This is a genomic window from Brenneria sp. g21c3 (assembly GCF_040240345.1).
Taxonomy (GTDB): Bacteria; Pseudomonadota; Gammaproteobacteria; order Enterobacterales; family Enterobacteriaceae; genus Brenneria.
Genome location: NZ_JBEIAB010000001.1, coordinates 56,807 through 71,753, shown reverse-complemented (window position 1 = coordinate 71,753; position 14,947 = coordinate 56,807). Strand labels below are relative to the sequence as shown.

13 protein-coding genes are annotated in these 14,947 nt (G+C 56.0%); 7 read left to right on the top strand and 6 right to left on the bottom strand.

Features of this window, described 5'->3' with window-relative positions:
- Nucleotides 1-17: 17 nt before the first annotated feature.
- The 7 genes from cobT (at nucleotide 18) to ABRZ28_RS00280 (ending at nucleotide 7,574) form a co-directional block, all read left to right on the top strand.
- Nucleotides 18-1,082 carry a nicotinate-nucleotide--dimethylbenzimidazole phosphoribosyltransferase gene (cobT, locus tag ABRZ28_RS00310; RefSeq protein WP_330519213.1) on the top strand — a complete coding sequence of 355 codons (1,065 nt, stop codon included), beginning with the start codon at nucleotides 18-20 and terminating at the stop codon, nucleotides 1,080-1,082.
- A 488-nt stretch (nucleotides 1,083-1,570) separates the two neighbouring features.
- Nucleotides 1,571-2,437, top strand: coding sequence for a MurR/RpiR family transcriptional regulator (locus ABRZ28_RS00305; RefSeq protein ID WP_319603824.1), 867 nt, complete (start codon nucleotides 1,571-1,573; stop codon nucleotides 2,435-2,437).
- Nucleotides 2,438-2,527: 90 nt separating this feature from the next.
- Nucleotides 2,528-3,658: an ABC transporter substrate-binding protein gene (locus ABRZ28_RS00300; RefSeq protein ID WP_319603825.1), complete on the top strand. Its 1,131-nt coding sequence runs from the start codon at nucleotides 2,528-2,530 to the stop codon at nucleotides 3,656-3,658.
- Nucleotides 3,658-4,773, top strand: coding sequence for an ABC transporter ATP-binding protein (locus tag ABRZ28_RS00295; protein ID WP_330519212.1), 1,116 nt, complete (start codon nucleotides 3,658-3,660; stop codon nucleotides 4,771-4,773). The genes ABRZ28_RS00300 and ABRZ28_RS00295 overlap by 1 nt, the downstream gene beginning before the upstream one ends.
- Complete coding sequence (locus ABRZ28_RS00290) at nucleotides 4,770-5,621, top strand: ABC transporter permease (protein ID WP_330519211.1); 852 nt, start codon at nucleotides 4,770-4,772, stop codon at nucleotides 5,619-5,621. The genes ABRZ28_RS00295 and ABRZ28_RS00290 overlap by 4 nt, the downstream gene beginning before the upstream one ends.
- On the top strand, nucleotides 5,618-6,397 hold the full coding sequence (locus ABRZ28_RS00285) for an ABC transporter permease (RefSeq protein WP_330519210.1): 780 nt from the start codon (nucleotides 5,618-5,620) through the stop codon (nucleotides 6,395-6,397). Before ABRZ28_RS00290 ends, ABRZ28_RS00285 begins: the two co-directional genes overlap by 4 nt.
- A 34-nt stretch (nucleotides 6,398-6,431) precedes the next feature.
- A complete protein-coding gene (locus ABRZ28_RS00280; RefSeq protein ID WP_330519209.1) occupies nucleotides 6,432-7,574 on the top strand; it encodes a M24 family metallopeptidase in 1,143 nt (380 codons plus the stop codon).
- Between the two features lie 92 nt (nucleotides 7,575-7,666).
- Here the strand turns inward: ABRZ28_RS00280 and ABRZ28_RS00275 are convergent, their stop codons facing one another.
- The 6 genes from ABRZ28_RS00275 to ABRZ28_RS00250 form a co-directional block, all read right to left on the bottom strand.
- Nucleotides 7,667-8,182, bottom strand: a complete 516-nt coding sequence (locus ABRZ28_RS00275; protein WP_319603830.1) for a rhodanese family protein — start codon at nucleotides 8,180-8,182, stop codon at nucleotides 7,667-7,669.
- A gap of 15 nt (nucleotides 8,183-8,197) precedes the next feature.
- Nucleotides 8,198-8,689 carry a FidL-like protein gene (locus ABRZ28_RS00270; protein WP_330519208.1) on the bottom strand — a complete coding sequence of 164 codons (492 nt, stop codon included), beginning with the start codon at nucleotides 8,687-8,689 and terminating at the stop codon, nucleotides 8,198-8,200.
- A gap of 2 nt (nucleotides 8,690-8,691) precedes the next feature.
- The gene (locus ABRZ28_RS00265) at nucleotides 8,692-9,486 is read right to left on the bottom strand and encodes a winged helix-turn-helix domain-containing protein (RefSeq protein WP_330519207.1); all 795 of its coding nucleotides are present in this window, start codon (nucleotides 9,484-9,486) and stop codon (nucleotides 8,692-8,694) included.
- 132 nt (nucleotides 9,487-9,618) lie between these two features.
- Complete coding sequence (locus tag ABRZ28_RS00260) at nucleotides 9,619-10,659, bottom strand: AI-2E family transporter (protein ID WP_330519206.1); 1,041 nt, start codon at nucleotides 10,657-10,659, stop codon at nucleotides 9,619-9,621.
- Nucleotides 10,646-13,783: an efflux RND transporter permease subunit gene (locus tag ABRZ28_RS00255; RefSeq protein WP_330519205.1), complete on the bottom strand. Its 3,138-nt coding sequence runs from the start codon at nucleotides 13,781-13,783 to the stop codon at nucleotides 10,646-10,648. Before ABRZ28_RS00255 ends, ABRZ28_RS00260 begins: the two co-directional genes overlap by 14 nt.
- A 10-nt stretch (nucleotides 13,784-13,793) precedes the next feature.
- Nucleotides 13,794-14,906: an efflux RND transporter periplasmic adaptor subunit gene (locus tag ABRZ28_RS00250; RefSeq protein ID WP_330519204.1), complete on the bottom strand. Its 1,113-nt coding sequence runs from the start codon at nucleotides 14,904-14,906 to the stop codon at nucleotides 13,794-13,796.
- Nucleotides 14,907-14,947: the final 41 nt, after the last annotated feature.

Here is a 14,947-nt window from a genome sequence, read left to right as displayed (position 1 = left end):
ATAACGAGAATAATATTATGCAAACAGAACCATCATCCACGCTTTCATCGCTGGTCGACGCCATCGTGCCGCTGGACAAAGACGCTATGCGGCGCGCCGCCGCCCGGCTGGACGGCCTGCTGAAACCGCTGGGCAGTCTGGGACGGCTGGAGCAGTTGGCCATCCAGCTTGCGGGAATGCGCGGGCTTTCCGGACTTCAGGCGGCGCGCAAACAGATCATCGTGATGGCCGCCGATCATGGCGTCTATGAGGAAGGAGTGGCGATTTCCCCGCGCGCGGTAACGGCCATTCAGACCGCGAATATGGTCAGGGGCATTACCGGCGTCTGTGTACTGGCGGCCAACGCGGGCGCAGAGGTGAACGTAGTGGATGTCGGCATCGACAGCGAGCCGCTGCCCGGCGTGCTGAATATGAAAGTGCGGCGCGGCAGCGGCAATATCGCTCGTGAAGCGGCGATGACCTACCGGCAGGCGGAGGATTTGCTGCTTGCCTGCGCGCGCTTGACCAGACAGCAGGCCGCAGGGGGCGTTCGCGTCTTTGGCGTCGGCGAGCTGGGTATGGCGAATACCACGCCCGCGGCGGCGATGATCAGCGTGCTGACCGATCATGATCCCAATCAGGTGGTCGGCATCGGCGCTAATTTCCCCAGCGAGCGACTGCATCATAAAGTGGCGGTGGTGCGTCAGGCGATTACCGTGAACCAACCTAATGCGCATGACGGCATTGATGTGTTGGCTAAGGTCGGCGGTTTTGATCTGGTCGGGATGGCGGGCGTGATGCTGGGGGCCGCGGCCGCCGGATTGCCCGTGGTGCTGGACGGTTTTCTTTCCTATGCGTCTGCGCTGGCGGCTTGCCGTATTGCGCCGCAGGTGCGGGATTACCTGATTCCCTCCCATTTTTCGGCGGAAAAGGGCGCGCTGATTGCGTTGCAGCATCTACAAATGGAGCCTTATTTGCAATTAGGCATGCGGCTTGGCGAAGGCAGCGGGGCGGCGATGGCCATGCCTTTGATCGACGCGGCCTGCGCGATGCATAACAATATGGGGCTATTGTCCGATAGCAATATCATGCTGCCCTCATAATTTTCCGTAATTTTTTTGCCGCGAGGCTCAGGAATGGAATGAATATTCCGTTGCCGGCGGTGCGCATCGCGCTCATATGTAGTCAGCGACATGATCCCGGTCCGGGGCCAACCTAAGCCCCGGCGGGCATTCTGATCGATAACGCGTTTATTTCTCCGGTTTTTTTCACAAAATTATGGAAAACTTCATATCTGTTCTATCCTGTTAAATACGTTATTGTATAAATGAGTCAGTAGGTAATAATTAAATATATTATCTATTTCACATGTCAATGAATTAACTACTATCATTCAAATGAAATTATTAACGTGCTATTTATATATTCAAGCCGATGAATTATTATCTTTTATGGTAATGCGTATTTAATTAAAATGTATCCTTATGATTTATTTGTGTTTTGTGGATTTTTCCCAAAAAAATTAATTTTATTGTTGCAAACACAACATGTTTGCACTTTACTGTAGTGACTGAGTCATTCGGGATGTTATATGAATTTTTCAGCATTGGTTGATGAACGCTTTTCTAAACTTACTCCTGCACAGCAGCTTATTGCACGTTATATCGAAAGGAATAAGGAGCGAGTGGCGTTTATGACGGCCAAGCAGTTAGCCGATGCAATAAATGTGAGCGATGCCGCGATTGTCCGCTTTGCCCGCGCATTAGGCTTCCGGGGTTATACCCATCTGCGAGAGGATTTGGGCGAAGCGCTGATTGAGCGAACGGGAGCCGGCGGCGTATTACATCGGGCGCAGTTGCCAACGGACGATGAAGAATTACAAAAACAGGTTTTTGATAATGCGCATACGCTGATAAACCAGACGCTCGAGTTAAATACCGATGGCGTCATCTTACGTGTTGCCGAGCGTATTGTCGCTGCTCGAAAAGTTTGGGTTACCGCGCATGGCAATACCTACCCGATGGCGGCGTATTTGGCGATGCACCTTAACCATATTTTGGGTAAGTCGGACGTTTTTAATATCGGTTGCGGCGACGTGGCCGATCGTATTCAGCAAGTGAATGAACATGATGTGTTTATCGGCATTGGGTATGAACGCTATATTCCATATACCATCGATATGATGCATCTGGCGCGTGAGCGTGGGGCGCATGTCGTGGCGGTGACCGATCGAATCACATCACCGTTAGCCCGTGAATCAAATGAAGTCATTTATATTCTTCGCAGCAGTTCGCCACTGGTTTGGTGGTCGAAAATGAGCACGATGACCGTTGTCGATTGGCTTATTTCGCAAGTGGTGATGTGTGATGAAGATGCAGTAAAGAAAAGATTGGAACAATCTGATGACGCCTGGAAACTGCTGGGTCATTGGAAAAAGCCAACACCAGGGAAATATTAATATAAATCTAAAAAATAATTAATTTATCGTTTATAACAAACACCAGAGAAGGAGATTTCTTTCCGTAACTTACATCAAAGGAAAATGAGTATGAGTGATAAAAAAGGAGATATCGACTCCCCTGTTATTTCAACAGGGGAAGCGATAGATACCTCTCGCCGTCGTTTAATCAAACAAACGTCCATCATCGGTGCCGGCATGGCATTCGGTGCTTTTTCCGCCCCTTCAGTCTTTGCTAAAGGCAGTCCGGAAGTGATTGTCAGAGGATTGGGCGGCGCTTATCAGGACGCCATGGATATCGCCGTCTATAAACCTTTTACCGCGGCAACGGGGATTAGCGTCAAGGTAAAACCTTCCACCTCCGCACAAATTCAGGCCATGATAAAGGCCGGTCAGGTAAGTCTGGACGTTGTGGATATCGGCACGCTTGCTCAGCTCAACCTTGAGAAAGCGGGAGCGTTGGCGCCGATTAATTACGCCGCGATGAAATATTGCAATCCTGACGATATCGCCGCTGAATTCCGTCATCCTAATATGGTCGGCAACCTCCTGTTTGCAACCGTGCTGGTTTACAATACGGATGTTTTTAGCGCTGAATCACACCCTAAAAACTGGGCGGAATTTTGGGACGTGAAGCGTTTTCCCGGCCCGCGCACGCTGGCGGATTTGCGTTCAGGCGCGGCAGATCTGGAATTCGCCGTGCTGGCTGACGGCGTGGCGATGTCGGATATTTACCCTGTTGATATCGACCGGGCTTTTTCCTCGCTAAATAAAATCAAACCGCATGTTACAAAATGGTGGGATACCGGCGCGGTTTCCGCGCAGTTGCTGGAGCGTAAAGATGCGGTGCTTGGCGCGCTGTGGAATGGTCGTGCTCAGGTGCTGATCGATCAGGGCGCGCCGCTGGCGATAGAGTGGAATCAGGCAAGACAGCAGGTGCAATACTGGAGCGTGTTGAAAAGCGCGCCGAACCCTGAAAATGCCCAGTTGCTTATCGACTTCGCCTTGCAGCCGGAAGTGCAGGCCAAGCTGACTCAGTATATCGCCTATGGCCCGACCAATAAAAAAGCCTTTGATTTCGTGCGTCCGGAAGATCTGGCAAAACTGCCTTCCAACCCGGCGTACTTTCCAAACACCTTTATACAGGATGCGCAGTGGTGGTCGGATCATCTGGAAGAGATCGGTAAAATCTGGCAGCCGTGGATCTTAGGTCAGGCTTAATGGGGATTGCTAACCAGCCGTTCCGTTCCCGTCCAACCGCGGGAACGGAACTTCGTCTGCAAGGGTTAACCCGACGCTTTGGTCAGACCGCCGCGGTGGATAATCTGCATCTGGTCGTCGAGCCGGGCGAATTCGTTACTTTACTGGGGGCCAGCGGGTCGGGAAAAACCACCACGCTGATGATGGTCGGCGGTTTTACTACGCCAACCACGGGGCGGATCCTGCTCGGCGGCCAGGACGTGACGGATTTTCCGCCGGCTAAACGTAATCTGGGCGTGGTATTTCAGAATTACTCTCTCTTTCCCCATCTTTCCGTTTTCCGCAATCTGGCGTTTCCGCTGGAAATGCGCGGCGCGTCGCAGAGCCTTATCAGGCAAAAGGTGGCGGATGCGCTGGATATGGTGCAGTTGGCCGACAAGGGCCATCGGCTGCCGCGTGAATTATCCGGCGGTCAGCAACAGCGAATTGCCCTGGCGCGGGCGTTGATATTCGAACCTCAGGCGCTGTTGATGGATGAGCCGCTGGGGGCGTTGGATAAAAAACTGCGCGAACATATGCAGTTGGAACTCAAACGCCTGCATCAGTCGAGCGGTTCGACCGTGCTGTTTGTCACCCACGATCAGGAGGAGGCGCTGACGCTTTCCGATCGTATCGCGGTGATGCAGGATGGCCGTATTGCGCAAATCGACTCGCCGCAATCCTTATACGAAAAACCCGCCAATCGCTGGGTTGCCGAATTTATCGGACAATCCAATTTTATCGGCGGGCATATTGAGGCGGTTCATTCGACGGGCTATGACGTCAGGCTGGATAGCGGCGAGCGGGTAAGCGGGCCGGGCATCGGACAGTTGGCTAACGGGCAACGGGTTTTCGCGGTATTGCGGCCGGAGAAAATTCGCCTGGCGAGCGCCGGTCAACTGGCGGTAAACGCGATTATCAGCGAGGTGTTGTATCTGGGCCATACGGTAAAGGTGAGCGTGCGGCTTGGCGACGGCACGGAATTACTGGTTCAGGCGCAGAACATCGATCTGCAAAAGGCCATCGCCCCTGGCATCGCCGTTTCTCTCGGCTGGCAGCCGGAAAGCCTGTGGTTTATTGCCGGGGAGGCGCAATGAGCCCGACGTCGCCGGCCCGGCGTAACTGGAAACCCTGGCTGTTATTAGCCCCGTCGTTGCTGGCGCTGCTGATATTTTTTATCTATCCGTTGATAAAAATGCTGGGGTTCAGCCTCTATAGCCCGGATTTTACCTGGCGGCACTATCTGCGCATCGTACAGGAGCCGGTGTGGATTAACGTGTTGTGGATCACCCTGCGAATCTCCTTTTGGGTGACCTTAAGCACCCTGCTGCTGGGCTATCCGTTGGCCTGGGTGCTGGCGCGCTTGCAACCTCGTACGGCGAATATTTTGCTGATTCTGGTGGTTATCCCCTATTTTACCAGCGTACTGGTGCGTACCTACGCCTGGATGGTGCTGCTGGGGGCGCAAGGCGTAGTCAACCAGTTGTTGCTTGCCGTCGGTTTAATCACCGAACCGCTAAAACTGATGTACACCTTTACGGGCGTGCTGATCGGTATGACCTATATCCTGTTGCCTTATATGATCCTGGCGCTCTATAGCGTGATGCGCGGGATCGACCTCGGTTTGCTGAATGCGGCGCAAAGCCTGGGCGCCTCGCGCACCCGCGCTTTCTGGCGCATCATTGTGCCGCTGTCGTTGCCGGGCATCGCGGCGGGCGGATTGCTGGTGTTCATTCTTTCGCTGGGCTTTTTCATTACGCCCGCGCTGATGGGCGGCCCGCAGCAGACCATGATTTCGATGGTGATTGAAAGCCAGATAGAAACCTATTTCGACTGGGGCTTCGGTTCCGCGCTATCCACGGTATTGCTGGTCTGTACGCTGGTGCTGTTCTGGTTCTATCAGCGGCTGGTTGGATTGGAACAGCTGTTTGAGGCCAAACGATGAATACCATCAAACCGGGGCTATTTTCGCTGACTATGGCGATACTGGTGCTGTTATTTCTGGCATTGCCGATCCTTATTATTTTTCCGCTGGCATTTAGTCAGTCAGCTTATTTAACCTTCCCCCCGCCCGGATTTTCTCTGCGCTGGATGGAAAAAGTGCTGACCAGCGCGGAATGGCTGAGCTCGCTGTGGTTGAGTTTTCGCATTTCCGTTATATCAACGCTGTTGGCGATGATCTTCAGCCTGTTTTTGGCCATCGCATTGGTTCGCTACCGGTTTGCCGGGAAGAAAATTATTTATGTGCTGGTCTTACTGCCATTGATTGTGCCGAATATTATATCGGCGCTCGCCTTGTTCTTTTTCTTTTCCGCCGCCGATATTTTCAACAGCGCCAGCGCGATTATTATCGGTCATGCGGTGATTGCCTTGCCGGTGGCGACGATCATTATTTCATCGACCTTGCAGGGTATCGACAGCCAACTGGAATATTCGGCGATGAGCCTGGGCGCCGGCAATTTCACCGTGTTTCGGCGGATTACGTTTCCGCTGGCGGCGCCAGGGATGGTTTCCGCCGCGCTCTTCGCGTTTCTCAGTTCTTTTGATGAGTTGCTGATTGCGATGTTTATGGCGGACAATGAAACACAAATGCTCTCGGTACAAATATGGAATAACGTGCAGTTTCAACTCGATCCGACTATTGCGGCGGTGAGCGCATTATTGATTTTGATCACCATTGTAACGTTACTAACAGCTAATTTAATAACAAAACAACGATAGCGATATTGTAAATTTTATTACAGGGATAAATAACATGAATAATCAGCAAGAACTCGGCTTTACGCCAGAGGAATATCACCAGCGAGCGGAAAATATCCGCGCTTACATGCGAGAGAAAGATATCGGCCTGCTGGTGATCGATCAGACCGAGTTTCTGTATTATCTGACCGGATTCGGCATTTCCGAAAATATGTATCGGGCTTGTTTATTGCCGTTGGACGGCGATCCGGTGATGGTCTTTCGCGCGATGGATGCGCATACCTTTCACGAGAATAGCTGGGTAACGGACACCGTCACTTTTGCTGACTGGCAAGACCCCCTCGAAGTGCTTATCGACACCATCGTCGAGCGCGGCTGGGATAAGCGCAAGATAGGCGTGGATTTCGATTCGTACTGTATGACGTTAAGCCGCTTTAATCGTCTGCAAGCCCGTTTCCCCGCACATCCTTTGCGCGATTTTTCCGGGGTGCTGATCAAGTTGCGGGATTGCAAAACGCCGCGGGAAATTGACTATATCGCCGAGGCGGCGAGGGTGAATGATTTGGCGTTTTCTGCGGTTTTAGCCGATACCGGCGTAGGAAAAACCGAGCGTGAAGCGGCGACCGTCGTTCATCAGGTATTGATGAGCAACGGACTGGATTCAAACCGCTGCGGCATTATTACGCTTGGCGTCGGCAACAGTTTTCTTCATGGGAATTTGCACGATCGTCCGTTGGCGTCCGGGGATATCCTGCACACGGAGATCGTCTCTTTCAAACGAGGCTACAGCGCGCGGATTATGCGCCCTATTGTGATTGGGCAAGCCAACGCTCGGCAGCAAGATACGGCCGATCAACTGATTGCCATTCAGGACGCCCAGTTTGCCGCGATGCGGCCCGGCGCCGTCGCCAGGGATGTCGATGCCGTGGCGCGTAATGCAGTGCTGGCTGCCGGACTGCGGGAGGATTATGTCAGCATCACCGGCTATACCCTGGGTTATTACCCGCGCATTTCGCCGAATACCAGCGACTTCAGCCGGGTGTTTTTACCGAATTCGGAGTGGCGTTTAAAACCCGGCATGGTCTTTCATATGTACATTTATGCAAACGGCATCGCCTTCAGCGAAACCATTGCCATTACTGAGCAGGGGCATGCCCGCCTGAGTCAGACGCCGCGTCGGCTGTTTATCGCCGACTAAGCCGGTTTTTCCCATCGCCCGGAGCGGCATTCGCCTCGTTTGTTCGCCTCCGGGAATATATACGGCTCCGTCCGGCGGTATTGCCGCTGGTTTCATCTCCTGTTCCAGGGCATTTTCATCAGCAGGTGGGCCATACCGCAGAAGCCCGATATGCCGGCGAAGATCAGTCCCGCGCCGACGAACCCTGACAGAATGTGGAACCACGGCGATACCGTGGCGCCGAGGATGGCGCCCAGCAGCGCGATGGACCCGACCGCAATCTGTACCTGACGGTTAAGTTCGAGGGGCTGCGAGGCATCCACGATGGTAGAGAATCCCGCCTGTTTCCAGCCGGATAATCCGCGCTCCAGAATGTACGCCTCGCCCTGCACGCTGGCGGCGAGCTTATCGATATTCAGTTCCGTGCGGCGACCGGACTGGCAGTGGAAGATCACGCCCTTGCCGGCGTCGGCGAGCGGCGGCGCTGATGAAAGCGCGGTCAGGGGAATATTTTGCGCCTGGGCGATATGTTCGCGCGCATATTCGTCAGCGGCGCGAATGTCGATCAATTGCGCGCCGTTTTCGAGCAATTGCTGTGCGTGCTGCGGCTGGATAATCTTGATAGACATGTTGATTCCCTCGATTCAGTAGGCCGTGCAGGTGAAAAGGTAGGAAATGGGGCCGCCTATCAGGTAAGCCTTGTCCTGAATGTGAATGGTGTCCAGCTGTAGCCGCGTACTGTCGGAGGTAAACTCCGCAAGTAACTGATTGAACACCGCGTCCGGGGTATTATCCGTAGGCGAGGGGACGATCCGGCTAATAGCATAACGGAAGGTATCGCTATCTATTCTTCCGCCCTGCTTTAGATAGATAGTGCGGTTGAGAACCGTGGTTTTCCCCCGATCGACCGCGCGGCCGTTCAGTAACAGATAGCCTGAGTCATTGTTCTGAAAACGCAGGTCTTGCGCCAGAAAGAACTCCAGATTCTGCCCGTCCTGGTTCAAATTATAGCGGGTAAACGCCGAACATTTAAACGGCCAGGCGATTTGCTGGTGGGAAGAAATCACGATAAACAGCGGAACCAGCAGCAACAGCAGCCCCACGGCGACGGCGATATGGACTCTGAATCTTTTCAACGTTATTTCCAGTCGTAATAGTAAAAATTATCGCAGGAGATAATTTCTTGTTTTATCCCCAGTTGGCAAAACGACAACAGGGTGCGTCCATAACTTTGCGTGGAGTAAGACGTATAATTATCGAAAATAATTCTGCGGTTTTTATCGCACTGTAATTGGTTGTCATGCAGAATTTTTACGATCTGCCGGTTAATGGCTTCCCGATCTTTGCTGTCCGTATTTTTGAGATAGGTGACATGACAGTTCTCCTGAAACGTCGCGTTAACCGGTTCGATCTCACGCCCTTGCAGGGTATTGCTGAACTGAAGCAGCAATAATCCCAGTATCAGTATGCTGAAACCAATAAGCAAAATCAGAAACCAGGTTTTTTTTTGCTGATTACCGGCTTTCTGCGGCGGCGGCGCTTTCTCTGCGGCCGGCGATGGTCCGGCGGGCAATGATTGCTCTGCGGGCCGGGGGAGCGGGGAATCAACGCGCTGTAGCGGTATATCGGTATTGAGACGAAAGCCGATTTTCGGCATGGTAATAATCAGGTTGTCGCAGCCATAGCCGGCCAGGGCGCGACGCAATATGCTGATATATTGGTTAAGATTGCTGTTGGTGCCGCGCAGGCCGTATTTATCCCATACCTCGGTCAGCAAATATTCGCGGCCCAGCGTTTCCCCGCCGGAGACCAGCAGTTGTTCCAGCAAACGACAGGCGGGGATGCTGAGTTTAATGAAATCATCATGTTGATGGTTGCCCAGCGTACCATCATCAGGGTTGAATCTGATCTCCTCCGCTATGATATAAATCATCAAGTTACCTGTTAAAAGAGACGATTCGCCACGTAACGATGATTATATAGAGAGATTGATTTAGTGCCTAGTTTATCCCTGTACGGCGGCTGGATTGCCCGATCCCGTCCCGTCGAGGCCGCCGCAAGGATCTTATCGCCGCGCCCCCTCCGATATCGGGGCCGCGTTCCGCTGGCCGCCGCCGTTTATCTGCGCCAGCGCCAGTTTGACGGACAGGGTTAGCGGCACCGCCAGCAAAACGCCCGTCATTCCCAGCATCCCTTCCCATACCAGCAAGGATACGATCACCGCGCTGGTGGGCAAATTGAGTTTGCGCCCGATTAGATAGGGATCCAGCAGGCATCCCACGATCAGATTGATGAGCAGATACGCCAGCAACGCCAGCGAACCGGCGCCGATGCCGTTAAACAGAAACGCCTGAATCACGGGCGGGATAGCGGCAAGCACCGAACCAATAATCGGAATAAAATTCAGCAGAAACGCCAGTACGCCCCAAATGAAGGCAAATTTGACCTTCAGCAGCAGCAGGGCGGCCCACACCGCCAGACCGCACAGCAGGCTAATCAGCGTCTTCAGCGCCAGATACTGGGTGACGCAGGCGATGCCCTGACGAATAGCCTCAATGGCGGTTGGCGAATCCCGCAGCCGGCGCCGGCTTGCGGCGACCAGCGCAGGCATTTCGCACAGCAGAAATATCACCAGCAGGAATACCACCAGTATGGCCGACAGGATCTCTGATATCCGACCGACGGCGCGGGTCACGATGCCCAGAATTTTGCCGGGATTGAGTACCGTCATGATTTGATCGGGGCTGAGCGTCAGTCCCGCCCGCGTCAGCGGCGCCAGTCCGGCGATGAGATGGTTCGCCAGCAATCCCCGCATCTGGGTAATCATCAGTTGAAGCTCCGGCAGCGTATTGATGATTTTCGTCAGCGTGAGCAGCAGGGTCAGCAACAGACCGCCGCTCAGCAGCGCAACGGCCGCCAGGCGCGGCACGCCCAGCCGCGACATCATCGCGATCGGCGGTTCAAGGACGATGACCAGAAATAGCGCCAATAACAGCAGCACGATAATCGGCGCAGCCAGACGAATACCGATTACCACAATCACCAGACAAGTCAGCAGCAGCAGACCTTTCAATACCACATCGCCAGGTTGTTTAGTGATGTTCATGCCGGCCTCCATTTACCGGCGGGCAAGCCGGTCGTTGCCGGCAACGCTCCCGCAGACGTTGAATGTGCAGGTATAAGGCCGGGATAAACAGTATGCCGACGCTGGCGGCGGCCAGCATGCCGGCGAAGAGCGTGACGCCGATGACCTGGCGGCTCAACGCGCTGGCGCCGCTTGCCAGCATGAGCGGCACAACGCCGATGATGAATGAGACGGCGGTCATGATAACCGCGCGAAACCGCTGCCGGGCGCCCTGAAGCGCGGCCTGCCGCAGACTGTATCCCTGAGCGCGCAGGTTGAGCGACAACTCCACCATCAGAATGGCGTTCTTGGCGGCCAGGCCGATCAGCAGCATCAGGCCGATTTGCGCATAGATATCGTTGGACAAACCAGCCAGCCGAAGCCCCGTCATGGCGCCGGCCAGCGCAAAAACGACGGAGAGCAGCACCGCTGCCGGTATACTCCAGCTTTCATATTGCGCGACCAGAAACAGATAGGCGAATACCAGCGCCGCCAGAACGAGATAGACGATTTGGCCGCCGGTCTGTTGTTCCTGTAGCGATAATCCGCTCCAGCTGTAGCCATAACCGGACGGCAAATGTTGCGACAGAACGTGTTCCATTGCCTGCATCGCCTGTCCCGAGCGAACGCCTTCCGCGCCCGAACCGGCGATCGCCACCGACGGGAAGAGATTGTACCGGGTCAGAAAGGGGGCGCCGAGCGACGGTTGCAGCGAGACCAACTGGCTGAGATTCACCAGCGCGCCGCTGTCGCTGCGCACCGATAGCCGATGGATTTGTTCGCTGCGCTGCCGGTAGTTCATCTCATTTTGTACTTGTACCCGGAATAAACGGCCGCCGTGGGTAAAATCCCCGGCCAGAGAACCGCCGAATGCCGTCTGAAGCGTGGCGAACAGGCGGTCGACCGGCACCTGCAACAACGCGGCGCGCTCACGATCGATGGTCAGGGTATATTCCGGCGCGGCGGCGCTGAAGGTGGTAAACACGCGTTGTAGTTCGGGCCGTTGATTGGCGGCCATAATCACGGCGTGACTGATGCGGGCCAGTTCCTGCGGCGACTGTCCCGCAAAGGCCTGAAGTTGCAGATCGAAGCCGGCGGCATTCCCCAGACCGTTGATGGGCGGCGGGGCGACAGCCATCAACATCGCCGAGGGGATCGTCGTCAGCTGCTGCTGGATCGCCGGCAACAGCCGATCGACGGCGGGGCGCGTTTCCCAGGGGGTCAGCATGATGATGGCGAATCCGGTGTTGGCGGAATTGCCGCCGCTCATCAGGCTGAAACCGGCGATCTTGATGATATCCTCAATGGCCGGGTTGTCGGACAGCCGCTGATACATCTGCTCCAGCACATCCTGGGTGCGCGCCAGCGAGGCGCCATCCGGCAGCTGCACGTTGACGAACAGGTAACTCTGATCTTCCTGCGGCAGAAAGGTGGTGGGAAGCTGACGGTAACTCAGCCAGATGAGGGCAACGGCGCCGACGATAACCAGCAGGGTCGTCGCGCCATAGCGATTGATGGCGCCGCTCGTTTTCACGTAGCCTTCCCGGGTCGCGTCGAGCAGGCGATTGAATCCGGCCAGCATCCCCGACGATGTCGCCGGACGGGCGCGCAGCAGCATCGCCGATAGCGCGGGCGTCAAGGTCAGGGCGTTGATGCTGGAGAGCACCATGGCGGTGGACAGCGTGACGGCGAACTGGCGGTACAGCTCGCCGGTAATGCCGGGCAACATGGCGACCGGGACGAATACCGCCAGCAGCACCAGCGTGGTGGTAATAACCGGCCCGGCGATTTGGCCGACCGCTTCGCGCGTGGCCTGAAGCGCGCTTTTCCCCTCGGTTTCGCTCATCAGCCGTTCGACGTTTTCCACCACCACGATGGCATCGTCGACCACAATATTCAGCGCCAGAATCATCGCGAACAGGCTGAGCATGTTCAGGGTATAGCCGGTCAGATAAAGCACGGCGACCGTCCCCAGCAACGACACCGGAATGGTCAGCGCCACAATCAGGGTGGCGCGCAGGCTTTGCATAAACAGATAGACCACGGCCAGCACGATCAGCAGCGTCAGCGCCAGTGAAAACAAAATCTCCTGCAACGAGGTACGCACCGACTCGCTGGCGTCGAATTTCACCTGATAGCGGATATCGTCAGGGAAATCGACGGCCAAACGCGCCATCTCCTGATTAATGGCCTGTACCAGATTCAGCGCATTGGCCCCCGGCGCCGGATAAACCATCAGCAGCACGCCGGGGGTGTTGTTGACGGTCGCATTAATTTGATAGTTTTCCGCGCCAAGCTCAATAGCGGCGACGTCCCCCAGCCGTACCATGCCGCCCTGAGCATTACTGCGCAGAATGATCCGCGAGAACGCTTCCGGCGTGGCCAGCCGGCCTTGTCCGCTCAGCGTCAGCGTCTGCCGCTGGGTCGCGGGCGCCGGGGACGAGCCTATCTGGCCCGCCGCCGCCTGCACATTCTGCTGTTTCAGCGCGGCGATCAATTCGTCGCTGCTGATGTGCAGCGCTTCCATTCGCTGAGGATCCAACCAGATGCGCATGCTGTAATCGCGCGCGCCCAACATCTCCACGTCACCCACGCCGTCAATGCGGGCCAACACGTCGATCAGGCGCTGACGGGCAAAATTGCTCAGGTAGAGGTTATCAAAGGTATTCGCGGGCGAGACGATGCTGATCCCCATAAGGATGTTGGTGGCGCGTTTATGCACGGTCACCCCCTGACTGTTCACCTCCGGCGGTAGCTGCGCGCCGACCTGAGAGAGCTGGTTCTGCACGTCCACCATCGCCATATCCGGGTCGGTACCGCTGGCGAAGGTAATGTTCAACTGATAGCGGCCATTGTTGCTGCTGTTCGACTCCATATACAGCATATGGCTGACGCCATTGAGCTGCCGCTCAATCGGGCCGGCGACCGCCTGCGTGACGTCATTGGCGCTGGCGCCCGGATAAAAGGCGCTGACGCCGATCACCGGCGGCGTGATGTCAGGGAACTGTTCCATCGCAATCAGCCGTAGCGCCAGCAATCCGCATAGCGCCGTGATCAGCGCGATAACCATCGCGAACTTGGGTCTTCTGATGAAAAAATGTAACACGGTGCTTTCCTTATCGGCTGGCTGCCGTCGCCATCACCGGCCCGCCCGGGCGGATGTGCTGAACATCGGAAATGATGACCCGCTGGCCGTCTTCCAGACCGGAGGTCACCGGGTAATATCCTCCGGACAGGGCGCCGATCGTGATGCGCCGCGCGACGGCCCGCTCCTGCTCGTCCACCGCCAGTACAAAGTAACCCTGATTGTCCTGCCGTAGCGCGGCGGCCGGTATCATCGGCGCCTGCGACGCCGCGGTATGCAGGACGACATTGACCACGCCGCCCGGCAGCAATTTTTCCTGCGGATTGGCGAATCGCAGACGCAGTGCGACGGTACCGGTCTGCGGATCAATGTGGTTATCGATGGCGTCAAAGACGCCGCCGTAGGGATAGCGGGTGCCGTCGCTCAGCAGCAACTGAAGCGACAGCGGGGCGAATTCCCGCGCGCCGTGGATATCGGTTTTTGCCAGGCGGCGCAGATAGTCCGGTTCGTTGACGGCAATGACCACCCGCAGCGGATCAAGCTGCGTGACTGTCGCCAGCGCGCCGCTCGCCGGCCCGACCAGGGTTCCCGCATGGTAGGGGCTATGACTGATACGCCCGCTGAAGGGGGCGGTAATGCGGGTATAGCCAAGAAAGATCCGCTGCGTGCTCAATTCGGCCTGAGCCTGCGCCAGCGCCGCCTGGGCCATCTGCCAGTCGGCTTTGGCCGCGTCCTTGTCCGCCTGACTCACCGCGCGGCTGACTGTAAGCCGGCTGAGACGCGCCAAATGCTGTCGGGCGTTATTGGCGCCGGCGTCGGCGCTGGCGACGGCGGCTTTGGCTCGCGCAACGGCGGCCTGCTGCTGCGCCGGATCAATTTCGAACAACAGTTGACCCGCCTCGACCCAGTCGCCGTCGTCGAAATGACGCCGGGCGATAATGCCCTCCACCCGCGAGGCGACGTCGGCGGAACGTATGGACTCAAGGCGGCCCAGATAAGTGCGCTCCGCTTCCTGATGCCGGGTTGTGACGTCGGCAGTGGTCACCGTCGGTCTGACGGTTGCCAGCGCGGAGCCGGACAGCAGCGCGGCGACAAGCAACAGGCCCCGCGCGGGGATTCTGTGGTTAAAAGTCTCTTTCATCATGTGCAACCTGGTCGAAATAGGAGGCCGACGGAGATCGCCGC

Coding starts and splice junctions, on each gene's coding strand:
- ABRZ28_RS00295 (WP_330519212.1), top strand. CDS start 3,658: ATGGGGATTGCTAACCAGCCGTTCCGTTCCCGTCCAACCGCGGGAACG.
- ABRZ28_RS00290 (WP_330519211.1), top strand. CDS start 4,770: ATGAGCCCGACGTCGCCGGCCCGGCGTAACTGGAAACCCTGGCTGTTA.
- ABRZ28_RS00300 (WP_319603825.1), top strand. CDS start 2,528: ATGAGTGATAAAAAAGGAGATATCGACTCCCCTGTTATTTCAACAGGG.
- ABRZ28_RS00280 (WP_330519209.1), top strand. CDS start 6,432: ATGAATAATCAGCAAGAACTCGGCTTTACGCCAGAGGAATATCACCAG.
- ABRZ28_RS00275 (WP_319603830.1), bottom strand. CDS start 8,182: ATGTCTATCAAGATTATCCAGCCGCAGCACGCACAGCAATTGCTCGAA.
- ABRZ28_RS00305 (WP_319603824.1), top strand. CDS start 1,571: ATGAATTTTTCAGCATTGGTTGATGAACGCTTTTCTAAACTTACTCCT.
- ABRZ28_RS00250 (WP_330519204.1), bottom strand. CDS start 14,906: ATGATGAAAGAGACTTTTAACCACAGAATCCCCGCGCGGGGCCTGTTG.
- ABRZ28_RS00285 (WP_330519210.1), top strand. CDS start 5,618: ATGAATACCATCAAACCGGGGCTATTTTCGCTGACTATGGCGATACTG.
- cobT (WP_330519213.1), top strand. CDS start 18: ATGCAAACAGAACCATCATCCACGCTTTCATCGCTGGTCGACGCCATC.
- ABRZ28_RS00265 (WP_330519207.1), bottom strand. CDS start 9,486: ATGATTTATATCATAGCGGAGGAGATCAGATTCAACCCTGATGATGGT.
- ABRZ28_RS00260 (WP_330519206.1), bottom strand. CDS start 10,659: ATGAACATCACTAAACAACCTGGCGATGTGGTATTGAAAGGTCTGCTG.